This is a genomic window from Brevundimonas huaxiensis (assembly GCF_014218725.1).
In the GTDB taxonomy this organism is placed as follows: domain Bacteria; phylum Pseudomonadota; class Alphaproteobacteria; order Caulobacterales; family Caulobacteraceae; genus Brevundimonas; species Brevundimonas huaxiensis.
The window spans coordinates 146453-171530 of record NZ_JABBJE010000002.1 but is presented as its reverse complement, the minus strand read 5'-3'; the positions used below and the strand labels follow the sequence as shown (position 1 = coordinate 171530).

The following is a 25078-nucleotide window of genomic DNA, read 5'->3' as shown; positions in this document are numbered from 1 at the left end:
CCTGCTTTCAGGCGCAATGGAGGGCGGGTCGTCGCAGGACGGCCCGCCTTTCGCTTGTGAAACACCCCTTGCCCGGTTCAGATGCCCCGATGTTCAGCCTGACGATCCTCGGCCTGGTCGCCGCCTATATGGCGGTGCTGTTCGCCGTCGCCTGGTCTCAGGAACGGCCGTCGGCGCGCGCGCGCGGCAAGGGCTTGGGGCCGTCGGTCTACGCCCTGTCCTTGGCCATCTACTGCACCTCATGGACCTACTACGGCGCGGTCGGCACGGCGGCGCGCGACGGGTGGGAGTATCTGCCCATCTACATCGGCCCGGTGATCGGCCTGACGCTGCTGTTCCCGCTATGGCGGCGGATCGCGGCGGCGGCCCGGCGCGAGAACGTCGGCTCCATGGCCGACTTCGTCGCCTCGCGCTACGGCAAGAGCCAGACCCTGGGCGCGGCCGTCACCATCGTCGCCATCCTGGGGTCGCTGCCCTATATCGCGCTGCAGCTGAAGTCGCTTTCGATGGCCGGCGCCCTGCTGACCGCCGGCACGCCGGTGGCGGGGTCCGAGGGTCTGACGGTTCTGGTGCTAGCGGGCGTTCTGGCCTTCTTCGCCATCCTGTTCGGCGCGCGCCGTCCCGACCTGACCGAGCACAATCGCGGCCTGATCCAGGCGATCGGGCTGGAGTCGATGGTCAAGCTGGGCGCCCTGCTGTTCGTCGCCGTCTTCGCTTTGGTCCTGCTGCTGAACGAAGGATCGCCCCCGCGCATCATAGAGGGCCTGGGCGCCCTGGCCGCACCGCCCGAGGTCACGCCGCGTTTTACCGCTATCACCCTGCTGTCGACCCTGGCCATCTTCTGCCTGCCGCGCCAGTTCCACGTCGCCTTCGTCGAAGGCGGTCAGCCGTCGGACGTGAAGCGGGCGAGGTGGATCTTTCCGCTCTATCTGCTGCTGACCAGTCTGGCGGTGCTGCCCCTGGTGGCGGCGGGCGCCCTGTTCGCGCCGTCGGTCAATCCGGACCTGCTGGTGCTGGCCCTGCCGTTCCAGCGGGGCGAGACCCTGCTGACGGCCGTGGTCTTCGTCGGCGGCTTCTCGGCCGCCACCGCCATGGTCATCGTCGAGGCCGTCGCCCTGTCGGCCATGGTGTCCAACAGCCTGATCCTGCCGTTCCTGGCGCGCGAGCGTTGGCGGGTGCGCGGCGACGCCTCGGACATGGCGGGGACCATTCTTCAGGTCCGGCGCGGCGCCATTGTCGCCGTCCTGCTGCTGGCCTGGCTCTATTATCAGGCGACGAACCAGTCGCGCGGCCTGGCGGCCATGGGGCTGGTGTCCTTCGCGGCGATGGCCCAGCTGGCGCCGGCCCTGTTCGGCGCGGTCCTGTGGCGGGGCGGCCATGCGCAAGGGGCGCTGGCGGGCATGACGGTCGGCATGGGCGTCTGGATCGTCATGCTGGCCATGCCCCAGCTGTCGCCCGGCGCGCCCTGGCACCTGCACGTCATGATGGGAGTCAAGGATCCGCTGGCGCTCGGCGTCTTCGTCAGCCTGGCGCTGAACCTGGCGGCCTATGTCGGCGTGTCGCGCTTCGCCCAGCCCCGCTTGATCGACCGGGTTCAGGCCCGCGCCTTCGTGGATCGGCTGGGACCGGACTGGATGGAGGCCCGGCCCGCGCCGTCGGGCGCCTCGGTCGGCGATCTGCGCGCCCTGGTCGCCCGCTTCATCGGCGACGAACGGGCCGAGCGCGCTTTCACCGCCTGGGGCGATGAGACCGACACAAAGCTCCGCGACGCCGATCCGGCCGATGCGGCCCTAGCCCGCGCCGCCGAGCGGATGCTGGCGGGCGCCATCGGCGCGGCCTCGGCCAGGCGGGTTATCGCCGCGGCGCTGGCCGGCGTTGGACGCGCGCCCGAGGACGTGGTGCGGATGCTGGACGAGGCGTCCCAGGCCGTCCAGTTCAACCGCGACCTGCTGCAGACCACGCTCGACAACATCGACCAGGGCGTGATCGTGGTGGACGAGGATCTGCGCGTCACCGCCTGGAACCGGCGCTACGTCGCCATGTTCGACCTGCCGGCCGGCTTCGTCCACGTCGGTCTGCCCATCGCCGTCATCTATCGCCTGAACGCCGAGCGCGGCGAAAGCCCGGACGACATCGAGGCCTGGGTCGAGCGGCGGCTGGAGGCGCTGAGCCGCCGCATCTCCCACGATCACGAACGCCAGCAGCCCGACGGCCGGGTGCTTCGCTCCTCCGGCGCGCCGATCCCCGGCGGCGGCTACGCCACCAGCTACACCGACATCACCGCCCTGCGCCAAGCCGCGCGTGAGCTGGAAGAGGCCAACGAACGGCTGGAGGCCCGCGTGGCGGACCGCACCGCCCGACTGGATGAGGCCCGGCGCGTGGCAGAGGACGCCACGGCCTCCAAGACCCGGTTCCTGGCCGCCGCCAGCCACGACCTGCTGCAACCGCTGCACGCCGCCCGGCTGTTCATCGCCGCCCTGAAGGAGGAGCCGGCGCTTGAGGATGCGACCAGCCGCACCCTGGCCGTCAACGCCGACCGCGCCATCGACAGCGCCCACCGTCTGCTGACGGCCCTGCTGAACCTGTCAAAGCTGGAGGCCGGCGGCGTGCGGACCAATGTCGCGCGGCTGTCGCTGGGCGGGCTGTTCGACGAACTGCGCCGCGAGTTCGCGCCTGTGGCCGAGGCCAAGGGTCTGGATCTGACCGTGATGCCCAGCCGCCTGTGGGTCGCGTCCGACCGCGATCTGCTGCGCTCCATGCTGCAAAATCTGGTGGCCAACGCCATCCGCTATACGGATGCCGGCCGGGTGCTGGTGGGGGCGCGTCGGCGGGGCGGGACGGTGCAGTTGTTCGTCTGCGACACAGGGCGCGGCATTCCCGACACCGACCATGAAACCGTCTTCGGCGAGTTCGTGCGTCTGCCGGGCGCCGTGGACGAGCCGGGCGCGGGCCTGGGCCTGGCCATCGTACGCCGCCTGTCCAGCCTGCTCGATCACCCGCTGGAGCTGAGCTCGCGTGTGGGGCGCGGCACGACCTTCCGGATCACCGTGCCGCGCAGCGCGGCCGACCGGCCCGCCGAGGCCGCGCCGGTGCGCGAGGCGCGCCTGCCGCTGGCGGGCCTGCGCGTGCTGTGCGTGGACAATGAGCCGGTGATCCTGGACGCGCTGAACGCCCTGCTCACCCGCTGGGGCGCGCGGCCGACGCTGGTCGCCAGCGTCGAGGCGGCCAAGGCGGCGGTCGGCCCGTTCGACGCCGCCGTGGTCGATCTGCATCTGGGCGACGGGCCCGAAGGGTTCGCCGTCATCGACTGGCTGAGGCCCCAGGGCGTGCGCCGTATCGCCCTGGTCACCGCCGACACCCGCGACGGACTGAACGAGCAGGCGACCGCGGCCGGCGCCGTCCTTCTGCCCAAGCCGATAAAGCCGGCGGCGCTAAAGGCCTTCCTGTCGAGCTAGGAGTTGGCGCGTTAAGCCGGGTCCAGCGACTTGGCCAGGATCACCGCCTGGGTCCGGTTGTGAACGCCCAGCTTTCGAAACACGCTGGTCAGATGCGCCTTGATGGTGGCTTCGGAAACACCGAGGTCGAAGGCGATCTGCTTGTTCAGCCGCCCGGCCTTCAACCCTTCCAGGATGCGCAGTTGCGACGGCGTCAGGCTGGCGACCCGGGCGGCCAGATCGTAGTCGGTCTTGGGCACATCCGGGGCCCAGCTGTCGCCGGCCAGAATGGCGGCGATCGCCTCGACCATCTGCGGCAGGGACGAAGATTTGGGAATGAAGCCAGCGGCGCCCAGACCCAGGGCGTGGCGCACCACCGGCGCGTCCTCGCTGGCCGAGACCACCGCCACCGGCACGGTCGGCTGCTCGGCCCGCACGGCGGCGAGCCCCGCCATGCCCTCGCTGTCCGACAGCTTCAGATCCAGCAGCAACAGATCGACCGGTCCGGCGACCATCGCGGCCTTAGCCTCGGCAAGGCTGGCGCATTCCACCACCTCCGCGCCCGGCGCCGCCTTGTCGACGGCCGAGCGCAGGGCGGCGCGAAACAGGGGATGGTCGTCGGCGACGACGATGCGATCCATGGGCGTCCTTCCGTGCGCGGCGTCTGACCGGCCGCGTCGTCGCCATCATGGCGCGGTTCGACTTTGGTCGAAATTAGACCAATGGCCAATGGCTCCCCGAGGCCGGAGGCGGAAAGGTCGCCAAAGGGACGCCCGCGCCAGACGGGCGCGGGAGGTTCATCATGATCAAGACAAGCCTGATGGCGGGAGCCGCCGCCGTCGCGCTGATGGCGACGCCCGGCCTGGCCTCGGCCCAGGACCAGGCCGCGCTCGAGGCGCGCATCGCTCAGCTAGAAGCCCAGTTGAACGCCCTGAAGTCCGAGATCGTCGCCGCCCGAACCCAGCAGGCGGCGCAACAGCAGGACATCATCCGCCTGGAGACCCGCCCCGCCGCGCCCGCCCCGGTCCAGCAGTCGTCGGCGCTGGCGGCGCCCGGCGAAGGGTTCCGCATCGGCGACCACACGGTCAAGTTCGGCGGCTTCGTCAAGGTGGACGCCTACGCCACCCGCTATTCCGGCGGCGATCCGGTCAATGGCGACGCGCTGCGTGAATTCCACATTCCCGGCTCCATTCCCATCGGCGGCGCCGATGAGGATACGGCGACCGACTTCAACGCCCGCCAGACCCGGTTCTGGCTGACCACCGACGGCATGGTCGGCGGTCACAAGATCGGCACGCGGATGGAGATGGACTTCCAGACCCTGCCCGGCGCCGGCGACCAGCGCACCACCAGCCCGGCCAACCCGGCCCTACGCCGCGCCTTCATCACCATCGACAACTGGCTGATCGGCCAGGAGTGGACCAACTTCCAGAACACCGCCGTCCTGCCTGAATCCGCCGACTTCATCGGCGCGGCCGAGGGCACGGTCTTCGCCCGTCAGGTCCAGGTCCGCTACACCCGCGGGCCCTTCTCGGTCTCGGCCGAGAACCCCGAGACGACGGTGACCCCCTTCGGCGGCGGCGGCGCGCGCATCGTCGCCGACGACAACAGCATCCCGGACTTCACCGCCCGCTATGCGGTGTCCAGGCCCTGGGGCGACTTCCAGTTCGCCAGCCTGCTGCGTCAGCTGAAATACCAGAACCCCGCGACGAACATCGATTCCACCGCGACCGGCTGGGGTCTGTCGGCCTCGACCAAGATCAAGGTCGGCGCCAAGGACGATCTGCGCCTGATGGTGACGGGCGGCGAGGGCATCGGCCGCTATGTCGGTCTGAACTTCTCCAACGACGCCGTGCTGAACGGCTCGGGCGATCTGGATGCGATCGGCGTGGTCGCCGGCTTCGCCGCCTATCGCCACGTCTGGGCGCCCGGCTGGCGTTCCAGCCTGATCTGGTCGGCGCAGAAGGTGGACAACGACCTGGCCTTCACGGGCCTGGCCGCCAACCGTTCGGCCCAGAGCTTCCACGCCAACTTGATCTGGTCGCCGGTTACGGCGTTTGATGTCGGGGCCGAGCTGATGTTCGCAGACCGCGAGATCGAAACCGGCGCCAGCGGCGACATGACCCGTCTGATCCTGTTCGCCAAATACGGATTCTGATTTGATGCCGGAGACGTCTCGCGTGCCTGATCCCGCCCTCTATCCCGTCCCCGCCGACTGGGCCGCCAAGGCCCATATGGACCGGGAGGCGTATGAGGCGGCGCGGATCGCCGCGCGCGAGACGCCTGACGCCTTCTGGGCCAAACAGGCAAAGCGTCTGGACTGGATCACTCCGCCGACCCGGATCAAGGACGTCTCCTTCAACAAGGAAGACTTCCGCATCCGATGGTTCGAGGACGGCGTCCTGAACGTCTCGGCCAACTGCATCGACCGTCACCTGCCCCACCGCAAGGACGAGACGGCGATCATCTGGGAAGGCGACGATCCCGCCGACAGCCGCCACATCACCTTCGGGGAACTGCACGCCGAGGTGTGCCGCATGGCCAATGTGCTGAAGGCGCATGGGGCCAGGAAGGGCGACCGGATCACCCTGTATCTGACCATGATCCCCGAGGCCGCCTACGCCATGCTGGCCTGTGCGCGGATCGGCGCGGTGCATTCGGTCGTCTTCGGCGGCTTCTCGCCCGACAGCCTGTGCGGCCGGATCGAGGACTGCGGCTCAAACCTGGTCATCACCGCCGACGAGGGCCTGCGCGGCGGCAAGCGCATTCCGCTGAAGGCCAATGTCGACGAGGCCCTGACGAAGGTGAAGGTCGACGCCGTCCTGGTCATTCGCCGCACCGGCGCGGACGTGCCGATGATCGAGGGTCGCGACTTCGATTACGGCCTGGAAGCCGCCAAGGTTGACGCCGACTGCCCGCCCGAGCCGATGAATGCCGAGGATCCGCTGTTCATCCTCTACACCTCCGGCTCGACGGGTAAGCCCAAGGGCGTGCTGCACACCACGGGCGGCTATCTGTTCTGGGCCGCCTGGACGCACGAGATCGTCTTCGACTATCGCCCGGGCGAGGTGTTCTGGTGCACCGCCGACGTGGGCTGGGTCACGGGCCATTCCTACATGGTCTATGGCCCCCTCGCGAATGCGGCGACGACCCTGATGTTCGAGGGCGTGCCCAACTATCCCGACGCCGGACGTTTCTGGCAGGTGGTGGACAAGCACAAGGTCGAGATCTTCTACACCGCCCCCACGGCCCTGCGCGCCCTGATGCGCGAGGGCGACGGCCCGGTGAAGGCCGCCTCGCGCGCCTCGCTGCGGCTGCTCGGCACGGTGGGCGAACCGATCAACCCCGAGGCCTGGCGCTGGTATCACGAGGTGGTCGGCGACGGCCGTTGCCCCATCGTAGACACCTGGTGGCAGACCGAGACGGGCGGCCATCTGATCACCCCCCTGCCCGGCGCCACCGACCTGAAGCCCGGATCGGCGACCCTGCCCCTGCCCGGCGTCGAGCTTCAGATCGTGGACGCCGAGGGTCAGCCGCTGGAGGGCGCCGTCTCCGGCAATCTGTGCATCACCGACAGCTGGCCGGGCCAGATGCGCACCGTCTATGGCGACGATCAACGCTTCTTCGACACCTATTTCTCCACCTATCCGGGCCGCTACTTCACCGGCGACGGCTGCCGCCGGGACGAGGACGGCTACTACTGGATCACCGGCCGGGTGGACGACGTCATCAATGTGTCCGGCCACCGGATGGGCACGGCCGAGGTCGAGAGCGCGCTCGTTCTGCACGACGATGTCGCCGAGGCGGCGGTCGTCGGCTATCCCCACGACATCAAGGGCCAGGGCATCTACGCCTATGTCACCCTGAACAACGGGGTCGAGGCGACCGAGGATCTGAGAAAGGCGCTGGTCGCCCACGTTCGACACGAGATCGGCCCCATCGCCGCCCCCGATGTCATCCAGTGGGCGCCGGGTCTGCCCAAGACTCGGTCGGGCAAGATCATGCGCCGCATCCTGCGCAAGATCGCCGAGAACGAAATCGGCGCGCTGGGCGACACCTCGACCCTGGCGGATCCGTCGGTCGTGGACGATCTGGTCAAGAACCGCGCCGGGGCCTGAAGACGCGGGTTCAATGCGCAGGCTGATGCGCCTATCTGTGCGTCACCCCGCCGCCGCCTGAGCCGTCCATGCCTCGTTTCCTGTCCCGCCTGCCGATCGACGGCTATCTTCTGGCCCTGATCGGCATGGTGATCCTGGCGGCGCTGTTTCCCGCCAGCGGACAGGCGGCCGTCGTCATGGACGGGGTAGTCAAGGCCGCCATCGCCCTGCTGTTCTTCCTGTATGGCGCGCGGATGTCGCCGGCGGCCATCGGCGCGGGGCTGCTGCACTGGCGGCTTCAGGGCACGGTCTTCCTGTCGACCTTCCTGCTGTTTCCGCTGCTGGGGCTGGGCCTGGTCTTTCTGATGCGGGGGTCGCTTCAGCCCGATCTGCTGACTGGGATGCTGTATCTGTGCCTGCTGCCGTCCACGGTGCAGTCGTCCATCGCCTTCACCTCCATCGCCGGCGGCAATGTCGCGGGCGCCCTGACCAGCGCCAGCCTGTCGAACCTGCTGGGCGTGATCGTGACGCCGCTGCTGGTCGCCCTGCTGATCGGCGGCGCCAATGGCGGCATCCATCTGCAGTCCATTTTCGACATCGGCCTGCAAATCCTGGCCCCCTTCGCCGTGGGCCAGCTGTGCCGCCCCCTGCTGAAGGACTGGCTGACCCGCCACGCCAAGCTGACAGGGCTGGTGGACCGCGGCTCCATCCTGCTGATCGTCTACGCCGCCTTCAGCGAGGGCGTCGTCGCCGGCGTCTGGTCCCAGGTCGCTCCGCTGGATCTGGCCAAGGTCATCGGCCTGAACATCGCCCTGCTGGCCATCGTCCTGGCCCTGACCCTTTTCGCCGGGCGCGCGCTGAAGTTCGACCGCCCCGACCGGATCGTCATTCTGTTCTGCGGCTCCAAGAAGAGCATGGCCACCGGCATCCCCATGGCCGGCATCCTTTTCGCCGGTCACGCCGTCCCGCTGATCGTCCTGCCGATCATGCTGTTCCACCAGATCCAGCTGTTCGCCTGCACGATCATCGCCCAACGCTATGCCCGCGAGAATGAAGCACGCGCCCAGGGTCCGGTCTTACCTTGAGCGCCGTTCAGCCTTGAGATAGACCGGCCTCAGGCCATCGCGGGCATGATGTAGTGGTAGCCTGAAAGCTTCCCAAGCTTTTCGTGCGGGTTCGATTCCCGCTGCCCGCTCCAGCCGATCGGCGAAGGCGCGACGACGCCGCCGCGCCTCCTTTCATTCAGTTCGCCGCTTCGACCGTCACGCCGCGCTTTTGCAGGATGGCCTGGACGCTGTCGTCGCCGGTCAGGTGGGCGGCGCCGACGGCGATGAAGGCGGTTCCGGAGCCTTCGAGCAGGGTCTGGATCTGGTTGGCCCAGTCGGTGTTCCGATCGACCAGAACGGCTTGATACAATGCCGGCGAGGCCGCTTTCATTTCCGTGATCGTGACGCGGTCCAGCGTGGCGACATCGCCCCGGGCCCAGGCCTCGACCATTTCATCCAGCTTGGTGGCGGCGTTCTCATAGTCCTTCAGGGTCTCGCGCAGGAAAGCCAGCTGCACATCGTCGGGCAGGCCGGCCAGGATGCCGATCTGTTTGTCGATGGTCTCGAAGCCGTGGATCGGCTTGCCCGCCGCCTCGGCCCGCGCCTTCAGCACCAGCTCGACGCCGGACTTTGGGTCGTAGCCGGCCTTGATCAGCGGCGCGACCGACAGGCTGAGCGCCGCCAGCCAGGGCTTCATCGGTTGAAGCTGGGCGGCCGAGGCGCCCATGACCTGGGCGGCCGCGTCCAGTTCGGCGTTTTCTTGCGGCGTCAGGCGGCTGGACAGGGGCGTCTCGGGCGACAGACCATGCTGCTGGATCAGCGGCATGATGGCGGCCTGGTCGTCGGGGTTGCTGATCTCGAACCAGATGTCCGAGGCGCTGTCGAAGGCGGCCTCGACACGGGGGCTGGACCAGCCGGTCGTCGGGCGAAGCACATGGACCGAGCCGAACAGATACAGGGTCGAATCCGCATCCCTGACCACCCACAGGGCAGGGCCTTCGCCCTGGATCGGCGCTGGCGCGGCGGGCGCGGCGGTCTGGGCCAGGGCGTCGGCCGGGACGCCGGCGATGGCGACGAACAGGGCCAGGCCGCCGGCGACGCCCACGGCGCCGCGCGCCAGGCTGGAAACGGACGACAGAAGACGATCGGTGAAGGTCATGAGAGGTCTCGCTGTTTTCGAAAGGGAAGGAGAAGAAGGACCGATCAGGCCAGGCCGCGACGCACGCTGATCCACACGGAGCAGCCCAGATAGAGCGCCATCAGCACGGCGTAGATGTCCCAGGCCGTGATGGCGGGCGCGGCGCCCAGACGCTCGGCGGCGGCCCAGAAGAACAGGACCAGCTGGCCCGCAAAGAAGGTGACGGCCGCCGCCTCGATCACCGCCCGACGCAGAAGCTCGTCGGCCTGGCGATAGACGCGCACATTCATTACTGTGTGGAGCACCAGCAGAAGGCCGATGGCACTGAGGCCGAGCAGAGGATTGACGCCCGCCAGGCTGAAGACGACCGGCAGGGTCAGGATGACGCCGGAAAAGCCCATGACCAGCGCCTGAAACCGGGCCAGAGCCGTCTCATCCGGCGAGGCGGGACCGTCCAGATTATACATCCGGCCGAGGCGGTCGGGGTTCAAACTGACGTAAAGCGCCCACAGCGATCCCGCGACCAGGGCCAGACCGACCAGCATCGCCAGGCCATCCGACCAGCGCAAGTCCATGTCGGTCGGTCCGAATCCGCCGGGCGCGATCCTGGCCAGCCAGGCGCCGACGCCGTAACCGATCACCCCGAAGACGGCGCCGAAAACAAAGGCGCGAACCCAGCGCGGCCAGGATGCGGGAGAGAGGGTGGAAGGCTTCATTTCGTCGGCTCCTGATCGTCCGAGAAGATGGATTCGATGGGCTGGCCGAAGACGCGGGCGATCTTGAAGGCCAGCGGCAGGGAGGGGTCGTAACGGCCGGTCTCCAGCGCGTTCACGGTCTGGCGCGACACGCCCAGATGTTCGGCCAGCTGCGCCTGGCTCCAGTCGCGCTCGGCGCGCAGGACCTTGAGACGATTGTTCATGGCTCAGCCCCGCATCCGCGCCAGCCACCACCACACCCAGACGACGGTGTAGCCGATCAGGATGGGAGCGATCATCAAGGCGGCGCCGGCGGACACATAGTCGATGGGCGCACCGCCCGAGCCGATCTGGCGCGCGATGATGTCGCGCCACGGTCCGGCCGAGGACAAAATCAGGCCGACGCCGCTGACGCACATGCCCGCCGTGCCGCCCCAGTACCAGGCCGCCTTGTGCGCCTCCCGCGCAGCCTCATCGATCACGCGCATCCATTCGGCGCCGATCCACAGGGCGCCGGCCATGATGGCGGCGGCGAAGACTGCGGTCACGATCAGTTCGCCCATCTCGGGCGCGATCCATCCCGAACTGGAGGCGTAGCCGACCGCGATGCCGCCGAGGAAGGCGAACAGCAGGCCGCCGCCGAACGTGATCACCGTCGCCTTGATTACCGGCCGCCACTTGCGCATCCGTCAACACCCCTTGTCCTATTGACAAGCTACATTGACATTCCTGCTCGGACGCTGTCAAGCGCCCTTTCCACGCCGAGCCTTTTTATTCGACCTTGGCGGCGGCGATCAGTTCGGGACGGGCGATGGCGCGGGGCGCGGTTTCGACCGGCGTCAGATCCGGCAAGGCCTTGCCCTCGTGATCGACCTGCAGATCCTCGAACCGGCGGGCGGAGACCATGACCTGGCTTTCCAGCGAACCGACGAACTGATTGTACTTGCCGACGGCCGTATCCAGGGCGCGTCCGACGGCTGAGGCATGACCGCCCATGACCGACAGCCGCTTGTAGAGTTCGCGGCCCAGGGCGGCGACCTTGTCGGCATTGGCCGCCTGCTCTTCCGCGCGCCAGCCATAGGCCACGGCCTTGCACAGGGCGAACAGGGTCGAAGGGGTGACGATGACGACGCGGGAGGCCATGGCCTGGGTCATCAGGTCCGGCTCGTGGTCCAGAGCCGTGACCAGGAAGGCATCGCCGGGCACGAACAGGACGACGAAATCCGGGCTAGGCTTGAACTGGTCCTGATAGGCCTTGGACGACAGCTGGCGCACGTGGGTCTTCAGGCTGGCGGCGGTGCGCAGGCCGACCGAGCGGGCGCGCGCCTCCTCGTCGCCCTCTCCGTCGTCGAAGGCCAGCGGGACCTTGGCGTCGATCACGAACATGCCGCCGCCGGGCAGGCGGACGATGAAGTCGGGGCGGTTCTGGCGGCCCTCGTCGTCGGCGCTGGAGGTCTGTTCGGTGAAATCGAACCGCCCCGCCATGCCGGCGGCCTCCAGGACGTTACGGCACGTCTGCTCGCCCCAGCGGCCGCGACGGCCCGTATTGCCGCGCAGGGCCTCGGTCAGCTTGCGCGCCTCGTCGCGCGTGGCGGACGAGGCCGTCATCAGCTGGGCTAGTTGTTCACGCAGCCCCCCGGTCTCCTCAGAGCGCGTCTTCTCCAGCGCGGCGACATGCTCCTGAAACTTGGTCAGGGTGTCGGCGACGGGTTTCAGCTGGGCGGCCATCCGCTCGCGCGCCAGCTGATCCTGGGCGCGAAAGGTTTCGGTCGCGCGGCTGACCATCTGATCCGCCACGACCTGGGCCGACTGCGCGGCCTGGGCCTTGAGCAGTTCGCCCATGGTCACACGGCTTTCCTCGACCAGATCGATGCGGGCCTCCGCCGCCGCAAGCGCGCCGCTTGTCCTCTGCCAGCCCATATAGGCCCACAGAAAACCGCCCGCGAAGGCGGCGGCCAGGACAGCGAGGATCGGCACAAGCATGTTCATGCTCCGTTCCTAGCGGGAGTCGCCATCAATGAGAAGCGGGGCCCTTCCGGCGCCGCTTGCCCGGAACGTCGCCGTTGCGATGACGTTGGTGTCTCAGCCATTTGCACGAAGGACCCGCTCATGACCCCGGAAAAGCCCCACCGCCACGACACCGCCGCCGATGCGGTGCACGACGGCCGGCCGGTCGACGCCGAACTGGCGCGCAGCGGCCGCAAGAACCCGCGCATCGCCGTCATCCTGGCGATCTCGACGCTGGCGGCGGCCATTCTGCTGCTGGGCCTGTGGTTCGTGACCAACGGGGCGTTCGATTCAAAGAACGCGGAGACCGGGCCCGAGGCGGCCGCCGCCGAAACCCAAGCCTTCGCCGGCGACAGCCAGACGCCGCCGGCCGCCGATGCGCCGACGGATGAAACGGGCCGCGCCGTGCCGACCCCGACGGGCGAAGCGCCGAACGTCAACGCCCCGACGGTTCCTTCGAACTAACTCGGTCAGGCCGGGCGGCGGGCGCGAAGGGCCTGGACGATGGTGCCGTCGTCCAGCCAGTCCAATTCTCCGCCGACCGGCACCCCGCGCGCCAGCGAGGTGATCTCCACATCCGGACCGGCGATCCGCTCGGCGACATAGTGGGCGGTCGTCTGGCCATCGACCGTGGCCGGCAGGGCCAGCACGACCTCCCGCACGCCCCCGCCCCTGACGCGCCCGACCAGTTCCGTGACCCGCAGATGCTCGGGCCCGACACCGTCGAGAGCGGACAGCAGTCCGCCCAGCACATGATATTTGCCGCGAAAGGCGCCGGATCGCTCCATCGCCCACAGGGCCCCGGCCTCCTCGACCACGCAGATCAGACTGTTGTCTCGCGCTCCATCCGAACAGATGGCGCAGGGGTCGCGCGTATCCGGCGCGCCGCAAACCGAGCACGACACGACCTTTTCCGCCGTCTCGGCCAGCGACGCCGCCAGCGGGACCAGCAACTGCTCGCGTCGCTTCAACAGCGCCAGCGCCGCGCGCCGCGCCGAGCGCGGACCCAGGCCCGGCAGTTTGGCGAGAAGGGAGATCAGCCGTTCGATCTCCGGCCCGGCGGAGGCGGCCATCAGAACAGTTTCGGCATTCCGGGAATGTTCATCCCGGCCATTGGGCCTGCGGCCTCGCGCATCAGGGCGTTGTTCTGCTCATCCAGCTTTCGCTTGGCGTCGGCATGGGCGGCGACGATCAGATCCGCCAGGATCTCGCCCTCGCCCGGGCTCAGCAGGCTGTCGTCGATCTTGATGGCTGTAATCTCGCCAGGGCCCTTGAGGGACACCGAGACGAGGCCGCCGCCGGAAGAACCCTCGGCGATCGTTTCGGCCATCCTGGCCTGGGCGTCCTGCAGCTTTTGCTGCATCGCCTGGGCCTGCTGCATCAGTTGGGTCAGATCTTTCATGCCCTCTAGATAGGGCGAACAAAGCCCGGGCGACAGAGGGGTTGTGCGCGGTGCGCGATATCGAAACCCAGCCTTTCGGGATTGGCGCTTGCGGCTGTTGCAAAACGCCCTAATTGGCACCTGTACTCGTTGCTATTTGAGTCAGGACGCATCCCATGGCCTATGACGCTACTCACCAACGCGACGTCCCGCTGTCGGACGCCGCCCTGTCGCAACTGTTCACCGAGGCGCGCACGCGCAACGGCTGGACCGACCGCCCCGTCGCGCCGGAACTGCTGCACAAGCTGTATGACCTGACCAAGTTCGGGCCCACGGCGGTCAACGGATCGCCCGCCCGCTTCGTCTTCATCACCTCGCCCGAGGCCAAGGCCCGCCTGATTCCGCTGATGAGCGAAGGCAATCGCGACAAGACGAAGCAGGCCCCGGTGACGGTGATCGTCGGTCAGGACATGGACTTCCACGACCACCTCGACGCCCTGTTCCCTCACGCGCCGGGCGCCAAGGCCTGGTTCGCAGACGAGGCCGGCCGGCGAGAGACCGCCTTCCGCAACGCCTCGCTGCAGGGCGGCTATCTGACCATCGCCGCCCGCGCCCTGGGCCTGGATGTCGGCCCGATGTCCGGCTTCGACGCCGCCGGCGTGAAGGCCGAGTTCTTCCCCGACAGCCATGTCGAGCCGAACTATATCCTCAACCTCGGCTATGGCTCGGACGAGAACCTGTTTCCACGCTCGCCGCGCCTGTCGTTCGACGAGGCCGCGCAGATCCTCTGAGCCGAGCGCTCAGCCCGAAATGAAGAAGGGCGGCCCGTCGGGCCGCCCTTTTGTCGTTCATCGCCGCAGCGATCAGGTGTTGGGCGGCGCAGACGCCGTCGCAGCGGGCGGGGCCGCCGGGGTCGCCTGAGACGCGGCGGGGGCGCCGGCGGCCGGGGTGGTCCCGGTCGCTTCGGTCGCCGCAGCGCCTTCGGTCACCGGAGCCTCGCCCGTCGCAGGCGCGCCTGCGGCCGGCGCGGCCGCGCCAGGCTGACGGGTGGGATCCGGCGCCGGAATGGCGAAGCCGCCCGAGCCCTGGGTGCGCAGCCAGGCGATCAGATTGATGCGCGTCTGGGTGTCGCGGATGCCGGCGAAGGACATCTTGGTGCCGGGCACATATTTGGCCGGGGCCGTGATGAAGCTGTTGATCTGGTCATAGCCCCAGGTCGGCGCCTCGGCCTTGTGCTTGGCCATGGCGTCGGAATAGGCGAAGCCCGGACGGTGCATGACCGGACCGCCGATCACGCCCCACAGGTTCGGACCGATCTTGTCTGCGCCGCCCTGGTGCGCGTCATGGCAGGCCTGGCAGCGGGCGAAGGCGGCCTCGCCGGCGGCCAGATCGGCGGTCGGCAGCACCGTGCCCCAGTCGGGCGCCAGTTCGGCGGCTTCACCGCCGGCGGCCTCTTCCGGCGCATCGACGAAATAGCCCATCTTTTCGGGGGCTTCCGAATGATAGACGAGGCCCGAGGCCTGCTGGACGACCAGGATGACGAACGCCGTCCCCAGAGCCGCGCCGAAAATCTTGTTCCACTTAAGATCGCCGCTCATACGCCTGGTCGTTTCCCTCTGCCGGCCGGGCCCCTCGAAAACACGCCCCGGACATAATCTTGCTTTGGCGTCTCTGGCACGGTAGCGCCGCCTTCGCAACCGGCCCAACGCGCGACGGGCCACACAGGCGTCAGGGAAGTCGATGAATCCGTTGATAATGATACCGGCTCGCATGGCCGCCACCCGGCTGCCGAACAAGCCGCTGGCCCTGATCGGGGACACGCCGATGATCGTGCGCGCCTATCGTCAAGCCGAGGCCTCGGGCCTGCCGGTCGTGGTCGCCGCCGGAGATCCCGAGATCGTCGAGGCGGTGGAAGCCGCAGGCGGCCGCGCCGTCCTGACCGACCCGGCCCTGCCCTCGGGCTCGGACCGCATTCGCGCCGCCGTGGACGCCATCGACCCCGAGGGCGATTTCGACGCCGTCATCAACGTTCAGGGCGACATGCCCTTCGCCAGCCCCGGTCTGGCCGTCGCCTGCGCCGCCATTCTGCACGGCGAGCCGACCTGCGACATCGCCACCCTGGTCGCCGCCGAGGCCGACGGGTCGGACCGGACCAATCCCGACGTGGTCAAGGCGGTGCTGGCCCTAGGCGAAGGCGAACGCCAGGCGCGCGCCCTCTATTTCACGCGCTCAACCCTGTATGGCGACGCGCCCGTCTGGCGCCACATCGGCGTCTATGGCTATCGCCGAGAGGCGCTGAAACGTTTTTGCGCCGCGCCGCCGTCGCCGCTGGAGAAGCGCGAGAAGCTGGAGCAGCTGCGTGCGCTCGAAATGGGCATGCAGATCTGGGCCGCCGTCATCGATGAAGCCCCCCTCTCCGTCGACAATCCGGCAGACCTGGAGGCGGCGCGGGCGCTGGCCTGACGCCGGAATTGCACCCGGCGAAAACGGTGCAATGGCGTGCAATTTCGGCGGATAGAACTGTTTTTACTCAGGAATAGTTTGCGCCGAGTTGCACCGGTGCAATTCCGTCTGCGATGCTGGTCGCGCGACGATGTCAAAGACCCGTCGGCATCATAGGCCGGGCCGGGACCCTGTATGGCAGACGGTCGATGCGAAGCCGTAAACCCCTGAAACGACGCCGATTCGTTCTCTGGGTTAGGATGGAAAGTCATTAAATGCCCTCCCTCCCCGTTGCGGGAAGGGTGAGGCGGTCGTCAGGGCTCCTCGACCCAGGCCTGGATCAGGCTGTGGGCGATGGCGAAGGGCGGCGGGGCCTGGATGCTCGGATGCTCGCCCGCCAGCACGGCGCGCGCCTCGGCCCGCGTCAGCCAGGCGACGGCTTCCAGCTCGGTCTGGTCAGGTTGCGCCTGATCGTCCGACACCTCCGCGATCAGGCCGATCATCAGCTGAGACGGGAAGGGCCAGGGCTGGCTGGAGTGATAGGCCGTGGCGATCACGGTCAGGCCGGCCTCCTCCTTCACCTCGCGGGCGCAGGCCTCCTCGATGGATTCGCCCGGCTCCAGAAATCCGGCAAGCGCCGACATTCGTCCGGCAGGCCAGGCCGCCTGGCGTCCCAGCAGGCAGATGGGCTCGGCCCCGCCCTTATAGACCGGCAGCATGATGGTGACCGGATCGACGCGCGGGAAATGCTCGGTCCCGCAGGCCGGACAGACCCGCTTCCAGCCGCCCGACGCCGTCTCGCCCAGCGTGCCGCAGTTGGCGCAGAAACCGTGTTTGCGTCGCCAGTCGAACAGGCTCTTGGCGCCGCCGGCCATGGCCGCATCCGCCGCCGGCAGGATCGCCGCCGCCGCACGCATCTCCTGAAAGGCGCCCAGCCCGGCCAGCGGCCCGTCGGTCGGATCGATGGAGCCTTCGAACTCGATGGCGAAGACGGGTTCGTCGTTCCACAGGCCCAAAAACGCCTCGCGGTCCCGCACCAAGGTGCGCGCATGACGCATCTGCAGCCATGCCAGCCTCGGCCCCTCGCCCGTCTCCTCGATCAGCGGCCGCCCTTCCCAGAGCGCCAGGGCCTGGGCGTAGGGTTTGGCGGCCTGCTTGGCCAGCCAGTCGGGATCATTCCTCAGGTCGCCGGCCCGATCGAGCGGATTGCCGGCGAAGGTGTTCTGATGGGCCATGCGGGTTTGTAGCTCTTGATTCCGGCGTCCGCACCCGTCATATCTCCGCTTGGAGATCGCGGGCGAAGGCTTCGCCAATCTGGTCAGGGCCGGAAGGCAGCAGCCACAACGAATTCCCCTTCGGGTCGCGGTCTCTACTTCCTCTTTTTTTGGCGCTACCGCTCGCCTTTTGGCGCTACCGCTCGCCGCACGGCGGCTCGCTGCTTGAGCGCGTTTGGTGCGCTAACGCCATTTTCCTTTCGTCATTCCGGGCGTAGGGCCTCTTGGCCCGAAGACTGGGAACCCAGCGGCGCGCGTGAGCGCGAACCTGTCGCGCACTCCGCTTTCAAACCTATGCGGCGGAGAGATTTCGCCTTCGGCGCCGCTGGGTTCCGGGTCTCCGCTTCGCTGCGCCCGGAATGACGAAAGAGAAGATGAACCTGCGCTTGAACCGACGCTGGAATCGCTTCTTCCCGCCCGTCACCCGCTGTAAGACTTCCTCCCATGACGGACAGCGATACGAATCTCGACGGCCCGCCCTGGGAAGAGGATGACGTCGCCCCGCGCGACGAGAACACCGACGACATGTTCGGCGGGCCCGCCGCGGCGGCGCCTGAGCCTGTCGTCGCGCCTGCTCCCGCTCCCGTCGAAGTCGAAGCTCACGCCGATGACGGCGCCGCCTATCAGGTGCTGGCGCGCAAATACCGGCCGCGCACCTTCGAGGATCTGATCGGGCAGGAGGCGATGGTGCGCACCCTGACCAACGCCTTCGCCACGGGCCGCATCGCCCACGCCTTCATGCTGACGGGCGTGCGCGGCGTCGGCAAGACGACCACCGCCCGCCTTCTGGCCCGCGCCCTGAACAACGAGACCGACGTCATCGACAAGCCGTCGCTGACCCTGAGCGCCCACGGCCGGCACGACGCCGCCATCATGGCCGGCCAGCACATGGATGTGATGGAGATGGACGCGGCGTCGCACACCGGCGTCAACGACATCCGCGACATTCTGGAAAGCGTCCGCTATGCGCCCGTCGAGGCGCGCTACAAGGTCTATGTGCTGGACGAGGTCCACATGCTGTCGACGCAGGCGTTCAACGCCCTGCTGAAGACGCTGGAAGAGCCGCCGCCCCACGCCAAATTCATCTTCGCCACCACCGAAATCCGCAAGGTGCCGGTGACGACCCTGAGCCGTTGCCAGCGCTTCGACCTGCGTCGGGTCGAGCCGGAAATCCTGGTCGAGCATCTGGGCCGGATCGCCGACCGAGAAGGCATGAAGATCGAGACCGACGCCCTGGCTCTGATCTCGCGCGCGGCCGAGGGGTCGGTGCGCGACGGCCTGTCGCTGCTGGATCAGGCCCTGGTGCAGGCCGAGCGGGGCGAGACGGTCAAGACCGAGACGGTGCGCGACATGCTGGGTCTGGCCGACCGGACCCAGACCATCGCCCTGTTCGAAAGCGTCATGGCCGGCCGTACGCCCGAGGCGCTGGAGAGTTTCCGCACCCTATATGGCTTCGGCGCCGATCCGGTGCAGGTGACCAACGACCTGTTGGAACATTGCCACGCCGCCTCGGTCGCCAAGATGCTGGGCCCGAACGCGACCCGCCTGCCCAATGATCAGGCGCAGAAGCTGGCGGCCCTGGGCGCGGCCATTCCGGCGGCGACATTGTCGCGCACCTGGCAGATGCTGCTGAAGGCGCTGGACGAGGTGCGGCGCGCGCCCAATCCGGCCGATGCGGTGGAAATGGCCATCGTGCGCCTAGCCTACGCCGCCGACCTGCCGGGACCGGAGGAGGCGCTGAAGCGGCTGCAGTCCGGCGAACTTATCGGCGGCGGCTCGGCCCCGCGTGGCGGCGGCGGAGGCGGCGGCGGAGGAACCTCGGCGCAACTGGCCGCTCGCCCGGTGATGGCGCCCGCCCTGCCCGATCCTCAGACTTTCGAACAGGTCGTCGCCCTGATCGGCGAGAAGCGCGAGGTCGGGCTTCAGATGGATGTCGAGCGGTATGTGAAGCCGGTCTCGTTCAAGCCCGGCGCCATCGTTTATGAAAGCGTCCAGGGCGCGCCCATCGAACTGGCGCGCAAGCTGTCGGCCCGCCTGCGCGAATGGACCGGCCGCACCTGGCTGATCGCCGCCAACGGCCAGGGCGGGGCCGAGACGGTCATTGAGATCCAGAAAAAGGCCCGCGCCGCCGAACGGGCCGAGGTCGAGGCCAATCCCTTCGTCCAGGCGGTGCTCCAGGCCTTCCCCGGCGCCAAGCTGGGCGAGATCAAGACCATCGCCCCGACCGTGGTCACTCCTGAAATCCCCGACGTGGTCGAGGACGACGACGAGGATTGAGGGTTCGGCCTACCGCGGCGCGCGCTTGGCCAGGATGCGTTGCAGGGTGCGGCGGTGCATGCCCAGGCGGCGCGCCGTCTCCGAGACATTGTGGTCGCAAAGCTCATAGACGCGCTGGATATGTTCCCAGCGCACGCGGTCGGCGCTCATCGGGTTTTCGGGCGGTTCGGGCGAATCGCCGGTGGCGAGCAGGGCCTTGACCACGTCGTCGGCGTCGGCAGGCTTGGACAGATAGTCGACGGCGCCGGCCTTGACCGCCACGACCGCCGTGGCGATGGCGCCGTAGCCGGTCACCATGACGATGCGGGCGTCCTCGCGCTTCTCGCGCACCGCCTCGACGATCTTCAGGCCGTTGCCGTCCTCAAGCCGCATGTCCAGCACGGCGAAGGCCGGCGCCTTGTCGCGCAGCAGCTGCATCGCCTCGGCGACGGATTCGGCGGTCGTCACCTGAAAGCCGCGCGCCTCCAGCGCCCGCCCCATGCGGGTGCGCAGGGCCTGGTCGTCATCCAGCAGCAGCAGGGTTTTGTCGGGCAGGGCGGCGATGCGGGCTTCGAGTTCTGACATGCGTTTCTCTCTCCTGCCGCTTCAAGTCGGGACGGGTAGCGCGCGGGTCAAGGCCAAGGTTCCACCTGCGACGCTTCGACCCAATCCGCTTATGCCGCGACCTCCAAGGCGGGCCGCGCCCAGCGCACCGCCACGCGTGCGCCGCGCAGTGAACCCTTGGCGTCCGACTGCGGCAGGCCCTGGCCCACGCTGACCGACCCGCCGGTCCGTTCCAGCAGGGTGCGGGCGATAAAGAAGCCCAGCCCCATGCCGCCCTGGCTGGGGGCGATGGGCGGCTCGACCGTTGCGCGCGGTTTGGACGGACGGGCCGCGGCGGCGATCTGGGCGGCCAAGGCTTGGCGCGCCTTGCCCTGAGGCCGGCTGGTCACATAGGGCTCGCCCAGCCGGGGCAGAATGTCGCCTGCGAAGCCCGGCCCATCGTCCAGAATCTCGATCTCGATCCAGCCGGCGTCCACCACCGCCTGGACCCGCACGGTCGTCTTGGCGAAATCGGCGGCGTTCTCGACCAGGGTGGACAGGCCGTGGATCACCTCGGGCATCCGGCGCACGCGCGGCGCGGGCTGACCCGGCGGCGTCTTGACCAGAACGTCAAAGGCTAGGTCGAAGCCCCGGTGCGGCTCCACCACCTCTTCCAGCAAGGCCTTCAGAGAGACGTCGGCATAGAGGGCGTCGTCGCCCTCGGGCTGCTGCGACAATTGGGTCAGGATGCCCCGGCACCGTTCGGCCTGTTGCAGGATCAGGGCCGCATCCTCGGCCGCGTCGCTGTCGGGGGCCGAGGCGCGCTGAAGCTCTTTCGCCACCACCTGAATGGTCGCCAGCGGCGTGCCAAGCTCATGCGCCGCCGCCGCCGCCAGTCCGCCCAGCGCCGCCAGCCTCTGTTCGCGTTGCAGCACGTCCTGGGTGGTCGCCAGGGCCAGTTCCAGCTTCTCCGCATCGGCCGCCACCCGCCAGGCGTAGCCGGCGGTGAAGACCACGCCGGTCACCAAAGCCATAGCCATGCCGAGGCGATACAGGGTCGGCAGGTGGAAGTTCTCGTGTGGTCGCCACGGCAGAGGCTCGGACCAGAAGAACAGCACCCCGACCGCGATCAGGGCCAGCACGCCCAGCATCAGGGCCTGACGCGCCGGCAGGGCCGCCGCCGCGATGGTGACGGGCGCGACCAGCAGCAGGCAGAACGGGTTCTCCAGCCCGCCGGTCAGACCCAGCAGCACGCCCAGCTGGAAAATGTCGAAGCCCAGGTGGATCGCCGTCGTGCGCCCGTCCGGCAGGCTGGCCTCCAGCCGGCGCACCCGCGCCATGGCCCCCACATTCACAGCCGCGCTGATGGCGATCACGATCAGGCAGGGCCAGAGCGGCAAGGGAAAATGCAGCCCCTGATGCGCCGTCAGGATCGCCGCGCTCTGGCCGATGATCGTCAGCCAGCGCAGAACGATCAGGGTCCGCAGCGAAAACCCCCGACCGCGACGCGGCGCGTCGCCCCAGCCGTTCAACGGCTCCGAAGAGGATACGCCGTGCGGCGCCATGCGGGCTTCTGTCGAGGTCACACGCCTTCTATAGACCGATCACATCCGTTTCGTGAGAGGCCGTCATGCCGCGTCGTTCCATCCTGCTGTTCGCGGGCGCCTGCATCGCCATCGCCGTGGCGCTGGCCATCATCACCGTCGTGGTGGTCAGCGGTCGTGCGCCCACGTCGGACGGCGCCGAGGTGACGTCGACCGGTCAGCCTCTCGTCGGCGGCGACTTCCAACTGGTCAATCAGGATGGACAACCCGTCGATCAGACGATTCTGAACGGCAAATGGAGCCTGGTCTTCTTCGGCTTCACCTATTGCCCCGAGTTCTGCCCGACCACCCTCGCTGAGCTGGGCGCGGTGCAGCAGCGGCTGGGCGACAAGGCGGACAATCTGCAGATCGTCTTCGTCAGCATCGACCCTGAACGCGACACGCCCCAGGCGCTCAAGGACTATCTGTCATCCGACGGCTTTCCCAAGGGGACCATCGGCCTGACGGGCACGCCTGAACAGGTGGCGACAGCGGCCAAGGCCTACCGCGCCTTTTATCAGAAGGTCGGCGAGGGCGAGGGCTATACGATGAACCACTCTCTGACCGTCTATCTGATGGGTCCGGACGGAAAGTTCCGCACCGCCGTCGCCTATGGAATGGGGCCGGACAAGACGACCAGGATCATCGAACAGGCGATGGCGCGGGGTTAGCGGCGACCCCATAATCCTTTTGCAGGGTGATGCATTATATGTTGCCCTGCACAAACGGCGCTCGGCCGTATCGGATCGTCATGCTCTACGCCTTTCATGAACTCGCCTACCAGTCGGCCCTGCCGTTTCGGGTCGGCGCGCAACTGGCCCGCAGCTTCTGGACCTCGCCTTTCAACCCGGCGGCCGACACCGCCATCGGCCGCACGGCCTACGCCTCGGCCGAACTGTTCGAGAGCGTGACGCGGCGCTACGGCAAGCCGGCCTGGAAGCTGGAAACCATCGACATCGGCGGCAAGCCGGTGCGCACCACCGAACAGGTGATCTGGCAGAGCCCGTGGTGCCGCCTGGTTCGCTTCGCCCGCAACATCGGCGATCTGAAGCGCGCCAAGAAGCCCGCCTCCGGCCCGGCCGTCCTGATCGTGGCCCCGCTGTCGGGCCACTACGCCACCCTGCTGCGCGGCACGGTCGAGGCCTTCCTTCAGGACCACGACGTCTATGTCACCGACTGGGTCAACGCCCGCCAGGTGCCGATGCTTGAGGGCCGGTTCGACTTCTTCGACTACATCGACCACGTCCGCCTGATGCTGGCCGAGATCGGCGGTCGCGCCCACGTCGTCGGCGTGTGCCAGCCCGGCCCGCCCGTTCTGGCCGCCGGCGCGATCATGGCCGAGGACGAGGACGAAAACCGCCCCCTGTCGATGACCTTCATGGGGTCGCCCATCGACGCGCGCCTGTCGCCGACCGTGACGAACCAGCTGGCCGAGGAAAAGCCCTTCACCTGGTTCAAGTCGAACATGATCCACACGGTGCCACTGCCCTATGCGGGCTTCGGACGGCGCGTCTATCCGGGCTTCGTCCAGCTCTACAGCTTCATGTCGATGAACGAGGATCGCCACCGCGACGCCCACTGGAACTATTTCACCAGCCTGATCGCCGGCGACGGCGACGAGGTCGAGAAGCACGAGGAATTCTACGACGAATATCTGTCGGTGCTGGACCTGACCGAAGAGTTCTATCTTCAGACCATCGACATCGTCTTCCAGCAGCACCTGCTTGCGCGGGGCCTGCTGGAACATCGCGGGCGCAAGGTCGATCTGTCCAGGATCACCGACATCGGCCTGATGACCGTCGAGGGCGAGAAGGACGACATCTCCGGCGTTGGACAGACCCAGGCCGCGCATGGCCTGTGCCCCAACATCCCCGAGGATCGCCGCGTCCTCTACGTCCAGCCGGGCGTGGGCCATTACGGCGTGTTCAACGGCCGTCGCTTCCGTGACGAGATCTATCCCCGCGTGCGCGATTTCATCGCTAAGAACGAGGCCGCCGGTGGCGTACCGCAACGGTCAGCGGCTGCCGCTTGACGAAAGCGGGGCCGGATCTGGTCCCGTTCTAAGACTGTCGGTCAATCCGCGCGCCCGGCGTCTGTCGGTGCGGATCGACGCGCGCGCCGGCGAGGCCGTGGTCATCGCCCCGACCGAGCGCGGCCTGAGCCAAGCCGTCGCCTTCGCCCGATCCAAGGCCGTCTGGATCAGCGAACGCCTGGCCGTCCGCCCCAAGAGCCGCCCGCTGGAACCGGGCCAGGTCATCTCCCTGCGCGGCAGGCCCGTGCGGCTTGAGGCCGTGCCCGGCGCGGGCGCCGCACGCCTGGTCGAGGACGCGACGATCATCCGCTCGGGCGGCGAAGGGGAGGCATACGCCCGCCGCGTCGAGAACCTGCTGAAGCGCGAGGCGCGCGATACGCTTCTGGAACGCACCGACCACCATCTGCGTGCGCTGGGCCAGGGCCCGGTCAAGATGGGCATCGCCGACACCCGGTCGCGCTGGGGCTCGTGCAGCCCGCACAACCGCACCATCCGCTACTCCTGGCGCGTCATCATGGCCCCGCCCCCGGTCATCGACTACCTCGCCGCCCACGAGGTCGCCCACCTGGTCCACGCCGACCACAGCCCGGCCTACTGGTCCGTGGTCGAACTTCTGGTCGGGGATCACAAGCCCTGGCGCAAATGGCTAAAGGATTACGGCGGGGCGCTGCACGCCGTGGGACGCTAGGCGGAAACCCTGGCGGCCGGGCGCGTTTCACCATGGCCCGTCCACTCAGGAACGCCCCATGAAAACGATGATCACCCTGTCGATCGCGCTCGGCCTCGCCGCTGCCGCCGCTTCGTCCGCCAGCGCCCAGTCGCAGGCTACGATGAACGCCAACGCCGCCCAGGAACTGCAGCGCGCCGATCGGGCGCTGAACAGCCAGTACACGATGACGATGGGAAGGCTGTCGCCCGCAAGCCGCACCCTGCTGCGCACCGCCCAACGCACCTGGATCAGCTTCCGCGATCAGCAATGCCGGTTCGAGGCGTCCGGCGTTCAGGGCGGTTCCGCCTATCCGATGGTGCATTCGACCTGCCTGGCGCGTCTGACGACGGAGCGGACACGCCAGTTGCGGACCCTCAGCCAATGTCAGGAAGGCGATCTGTCCTGCCCCCGCTGACCCAGGCCTGAAATGCAAAGGGAGGC

The 25078-nt window shown here is 68.3% G+C and carries 24 protein-coding genes, 1 tRNA gene and 1 other RNA gene; 14 read left to right on the top strand and 12 right to left on the bottom strand.

The window, feature by feature from the left end:
- Positions 1–89 precede the first annotated feature (89 nt).
- Entirely contained in the window at positions 90–3455 is a 3366-nt protein-coding gene (locus HF680_RS06010) for a hybrid sensor histidine kinase/response regulator (RefSeq protein WP_045811515.1), read from the top strand.
- A gap of 11 nt (positions 3456–3466) precedes the next feature.
- Here HF680_RS06010 and HF680_RS06005 read toward each other — a convergent pair whose 3' ends face one another.
- Positions 3467–4075, bottom strand: a complete 609-nt coding sequence (locus HF680_RS06005; protein ID WP_045811514.1) for a response regulator transcription factor — start codon at positions 4073–4075, stop codon at positions 3467–3469.
- Between the two features lie 161 nt (positions 4076–4236).
- On the opposite strand from HF680_RS06005, the gene HF680_RS06000 reads away from it, so the two are divergent.
- From HF680_RS06000 to HF680_RS05985, 4 genes are all read left to right on the top strand, one after another.
- Entirely contained in the window at positions 4237–5592 is a 1356-nt protein-coding gene (locus HF680_RS06000) for a DcaP family trimeric outer membrane transporter (RefSeq protein ID WP_185224421.1), read from the top strand.
- A gap of 4 nt (positions 5593–5596) precedes the next feature.
- On the top strand, positions 5597–7552 hold the full coding sequence (acs, locus tag HF680_RS05995) for an acetate--CoA ligase (protein WP_185224420.1): 1956 nt from the start codon (positions 5597–5599) through the stop codon (positions 7550–7552).
- A 68-nt stretch (positions 7553–7620) separates the two neighbouring features.
- Positions 7621–8616: a bile acid:sodium symporter family protein gene (locus HF680_RS05990; RefSeq protein ID WP_185224419.1), complete on the top strand. Its 996-nt coding sequence runs from the start codon at positions 7621–7623 to the stop codon at positions 8614–8616.
- A 39-nt stretch (positions 8617–8655) separates the two neighbouring features.
- Positions 8656–8729, top strand: a tRNA-Gly gene (locus HF680_RS05985).
- A gap of 44 nt (positions 8730–8773) precedes the next feature.
- Here the strand turns inward: HF680_RS05985 and HF680_RS05980 are convergent.
- The 5 genes from HF680_RS05980 to HF680_RS05960 all read right to left on the bottom strand — a co-directional run bounded on the left by HF680_RS05980 (position 8774) and on the right by HF680_RS05960 (position 12399).
- Positions 8774–9736, bottom strand: a complete 963-nt coding sequence (locus HF680_RS05980) for a TraB/GumN family protein (RefSeq protein ID WP_185224418.1) — start codon at positions 9734–9736, stop codon at positions 8774–8776.
- A gap of 44 nt (positions 9737–9780) precedes the next feature.
- Entirely contained in the window at positions 9781–10431 is a 651-nt protein-coding gene (locus HF680_RS05975; protein ID WP_045809575.1) for a hypothetical protein, read from the bottom strand.
- Positions 10428–10634, bottom strand: a complete 207-nt coding sequence (locus HF680_RS05970; protein WP_039244055.1) for a helix-turn-helix transcriptional regulator — start codon at positions 10632–10634, stop codon at positions 10428–10430. The genes HF680_RS05975 and HF680_RS05970 overlap by 4 nt, the downstream gene beginning before the upstream one ends.
- A gap of 3 nt (positions 10635–10637) precedes the next feature.
- The gene (locus HF680_RS05965) at positions 10638–11096 is read right to left on the bottom strand and encodes a hypothetical protein (protein ID WP_052689435.1); all 459 of its coding nucleotides are present in this window, start codon (positions 11094–11096) and stop codon (positions 10638–10640) included.
- A gap of 85 nt (positions 11097–11181) precedes the next feature.
- Complete coding sequence (locus HF680_RS05960) at positions 11182–12399, bottom strand: DNA recombination protein RmuC (protein WP_045809574.1); 1218 nt, start codon at positions 12397–12399, stop codon at positions 11182–11184.
- Positions 12400–12519: 120 nt separating this feature from the next.
- Between HF680_RS05960 and HF680_RS05955 the strand changes: the two genes are divergently transcribed.
- Complete coding sequence (locus tag HF680_RS05955) at positions 12520–12882, top strand: hypothetical protein (protein WP_052689434.1); 363 nt, start codon at positions 12520–12522, stop codon at positions 12880–12882.
- A gap of 5 nt (positions 12883–12887) precedes the next feature.
- On the opposite strand, the gene recR is transcribed toward HF680_RS05955, so the two are convergent.
- Together recR and HF680_RS05945 are read right to left on the bottom strand one after the other, a co-directional pair.
- On the bottom strand, positions 12888–13490 hold the full coding sequence (gene recR, locus HF680_RS05950; RefSeq protein WP_045809573.1) for a recombination mediator RecR: 603 nt from the start codon (positions 13488–13490) through the stop codon (positions 12888–12890).
- Positions 13490–13819 carry a YbaB/EbfC family nucleoid-associated protein gene (locus tag HF680_RS05945; RefSeq protein ID WP_045809572.1) on the bottom strand — a complete coding sequence of 110 codons (330 nt, stop codon included), beginning with the start codon at positions 13817–13819 and terminating at the stop codon, positions 13490–13492. The genes recR and HF680_RS05945 overlap by 1 nt, the downstream gene beginning before the upstream one ends.
- A 155-nt stretch (positions 13820–13974) precedes the next feature.
- Between HF680_RS05945 and HF680_RS05940 the strand changes: the two genes are divergently transcribed.
- Positions 13975–14589, top strand: a complete 615-nt coding sequence (locus HF680_RS05940) for a malonic semialdehyde reductase (RefSeq protein ID WP_185224417.1) — start codon at positions 13975–13977, stop codon at positions 14587–14589.
- A 72-nt stretch (positions 14590–14661) separates the two neighbouring features.
- Here HF680_RS05940 and HF680_RS05935 read toward each other — a convergent pair whose 3' ends face one another.
- Positions 14662–15396 carry a c-type cytochrome gene (locus HF680_RS05935; RefSeq protein ID WP_045809570.1) on the bottom strand — a complete coding sequence of 245 codons (735 nt, stop codon included), beginning with the start codon at positions 15394–15396 and terminating at the stop codon, positions 14662–14664.
- Positions 15397–15538: 142 nt separating this feature from the next.
- Between HF680_RS05935 and HF680_RS05930 the strand changes: the two genes are divergently transcribed.
- Positions 15539–16261, top strand: a complete 723-nt coding sequence (locus HF680_RS05930) for a 3-deoxy-manno-octulosonate cytidylyltransferase (RefSeq protein WP_082064316.1) — start codon at positions 15539–15541, stop codon at positions 16259–16261.
- Positions 16262–16554: 293 nt separating this feature from the next.
- Here the strand turns inward: HF680_RS05930 and nudC are convergent, their stop codons facing one another.
- The gene (gene nudC / locus HF680_RS05925) at positions 16555–17475 is read right to left on the bottom strand and encodes an NAD(+) diphosphatase (RefSeq protein WP_185224416.1); all 921 of its coding nucleotides are present in this window, start codon (positions 17473–17475) and stop codon (positions 16555–16557) included.
- 47 nt (positions 17476–17522) lie between these two features.
- On the opposite strand from nudC, the gene ffs reads away from it, so the two are divergent.
- An RNA gene (ffs, locus tag HF680_RS05920) (signal recognition particle sRNA small type) lies at positions 17523–17618 on the top strand.
- Between the two features lie 340 nt (positions 17619–17958).
- The gene (locus HF680_RS05915; protein ID WP_185224415.1) at positions 17959–19791 is read left to right on the top strand and encodes a DNA polymerase III subunit gamma/tau; all 1833 of its coding nucleotides are present in this window, start codon (positions 17959–17961) and stop codon (positions 19789–19791) included.
- Between the two features lie 9 nt (positions 19792–19800).
- On the opposite strand, the gene HF680_RS05910 is transcribed toward HF680_RS05915, so the two are convergent.
- Both HF680_RS05910 and HF680_RS05905 read right to left on the bottom strand, forming a co-directional pair.
- Positions 19801–20355 carry an ActR/PrrA/RegA family redox response regulator transcription factor gene (locus HF680_RS05910; protein WP_045809566.1) on the bottom strand — a complete coding sequence of 185 codons (555 nt, stop codon included), beginning with the start codon at positions 20353–20355 and terminating at the stop codon, positions 19801–19803.
- A gap of 89 nt (positions 20356–20444) precedes the next feature.
- Entirely contained in the window at positions 20445–21899 is a 1455-nt protein-coding gene (locus tag HF680_RS05905) for an ActS/PrrB/RegB family redox-sensitive histidine kinase (protein WP_231576538.1), read from the bottom strand.
- 44 nt (positions 21900–21943) lie between these two features.
- Between HF680_RS05905 and HF680_RS05900 the strand changes: the two genes are divergently transcribed.
- The 4 genes from HF680_RS05900 (at position 21944) to HF680_RS05885 (ending at position 25052) form a co-directional block, all read left to right on the top strand.
- The gene (locus HF680_RS05900) at positions 21944–22567 is read left to right on the top strand and encodes an SCO family protein (protein WP_045809564.1); all 624 of its coding nucleotides are present in this window, start codon (positions 21944–21946) and stop codon (positions 22565–22567) included.
- An 80-nt stretch (positions 22568–22647) separates the two neighbouring features.
- Positions 22648–23928 (top strand): polyhydroxyalkanoate depolymerase, encoded by a 1281-nt coding sequence (locus HF680_RS05895; RefSeq protein WP_045809592.1) that lies wholly within the window; start codon positions 22648–22650, stop codon positions 23926–23928.
- Positions 23894–24616, top strand: a complete 723-nt coding sequence (locus tag HF680_RS05890) for a M48 family metallopeptidase (RefSeq protein WP_045809563.1) — start codon at positions 23894–23896, stop codon at positions 24614–24616. Before HF680_RS05895 ends, HF680_RS05890 begins: the two co-directional genes overlap by 35 nt.
- A gap of 58 nt (positions 24617–24674) precedes the next feature.
- Positions 24675–25052, top strand: a complete 378-nt coding sequence (locus HF680_RS05885; protein WP_205196071.1) for a lysozyme inhibitor LprI family protein — start codon at positions 24675–24677, stop codon at positions 25050–25052.
- The last annotated feature ends 26 nt before the right edge of the window (positions 25053–25078 follow it).

Coding starts and splice junctions, on each gene's coding strand:
- HF680_RS05955 (WP_052689434.1), top strand. CDS start 12,520: ATGACCCCGGAAAAGCCCCACCGCCACGACACCGCCGCCGATGCGGTG.
- HF680_RS05945 (WP_045809572.1), bottom strand. CDS start 13,819: ATGAAAGATCTGACCCAACTGATGCAGCAGGCCCAGGCGATGCAGCAA.
- HF680_RS05910 (WP_045809566.1), bottom strand. CDS start 20,355: ATGTCAGAACTCGAAGCCCGCATCGCCGCCCTGCCCGACAAAACCCTG.
- HF680_RS06005 (WP_045811514.1), bottom strand. CDS start 4,075: ATGGATCGCATCGTCGTCGCCGACGACCATCCCCTGTTTCGCGCCGCC.
- HF680_RS05940 (WP_185224417.1), top strand. CDS start 13,975: ATGGCCTATGACGCTACTCACCAACGCGACGTCCCGCTGTCGGACGCC.
- HF680_RS05970 (WP_039244055.1), bottom strand. CDS start 10,634: ATGAACAATCGTCTCAAGGTCCTGCGCGCCGAGCGCGACTGGAGCCAG.
- recR (WP_045809573.1), bottom strand. CDS start 13,490: ATGGCCGCCTCCGCCGGGCCGGAGATCGAACGGCTGATCTCCCTTCTC.
- HF680_RS05895 (WP_045809592.1), top strand. CDS start 22,648: ATGCTCTACGCCTTTCATGAACTCGCCTACCAGTCGGCCCTGCCGTTT.
- HF680_RS05900 (WP_045809564.1), top strand. CDS start 21,944: ATGCCGCGTCGTTCCATCCTGCTGTTCGCGGGCGCCTGCATCGCCATC.
- HF680_RS06010 (WP_045811515.1), top strand. CDS start 90: ATGTTCAGCCTGACGATCCTCGGCCTGGTCGCCGCCTATATGGCGGTG.
- HF680_RS05965 (WP_052689435.1), bottom strand. CDS start 11,096: ATGCGCAAGTGGCGGCCGGTAATCAAGGCGACGGTGATCACGTTCGGC.
- HF680_RS05915 (WP_185224415.1), top strand. CDS start 17,959: ATGACGGACAGCGATACGAATCTCGACGGCCCGCCCTGGGAAGAGGAT.
- HF680_RS05975 (WP_045809575.1), bottom strand. CDS start 10,431: ATGAAGCCTTCCACCCTCTCTCCCGCATCCTGGCCGCGCTGGGTTCGC.
- HF680_RS05935 (WP_045809570.1), bottom strand. CDS start 15,396: ATGAGCGGCGATCTTAAGTGGAACAAGATTTTCGGCGCGGCTCTGGGG.
- HF680_RS05990 (WP_185224419.1), top strand. CDS start 7,621: ATGCCTCGTTTCCTGTCCCGCCTGCCGATCGACGGCTATCTTCTGGCC.
- HF680_RS06000 (WP_185224421.1), top strand. CDS start 4,237: ATGATCAAGACAAGCCTGATGGCGGGAGCCGCCGCCGTCGCGCTGATG.
- HF680_RS05885 (WP_205196071.1), top strand. CDS start 24,675: ATGAAAACGATGATCACCCTGTCGATCGCGCTCGGCCTCGCCGCTGCC.
- acs (WP_185224420.1), top strand. CDS start 5,597: ATGCCGGAGACGTCTCGCGTGCCTGATCCCGCCCTCTATCCCGTCCCC.
- HF680_RS05980 (WP_185224418.1), bottom strand. CDS start 9,736: ATGACCTTCACCGATCGTCTTCTGTCGTCCGTTTCCAGCCTGGCGCGC.
- nudC (WP_185224416.1), bottom strand. CDS start 17,475: ATGGCCCATCAGAACACCTTCGCCGGCAATCCGCTCGATCGGGCCGGC.
- HF680_RS05930 (WP_082064316.1), top strand. CDS start 15,539: ATGAATCCGTTGATAATGATACCGGCTCGCATGGCCGCCACCCGGCTG.
- HF680_RS05960 (WP_045809574.1), bottom strand. CDS start 12,399: ATGAACATGCTTGTGCCGATCCTCGCTGTCCTGGCCGCCGCCTTCGCG.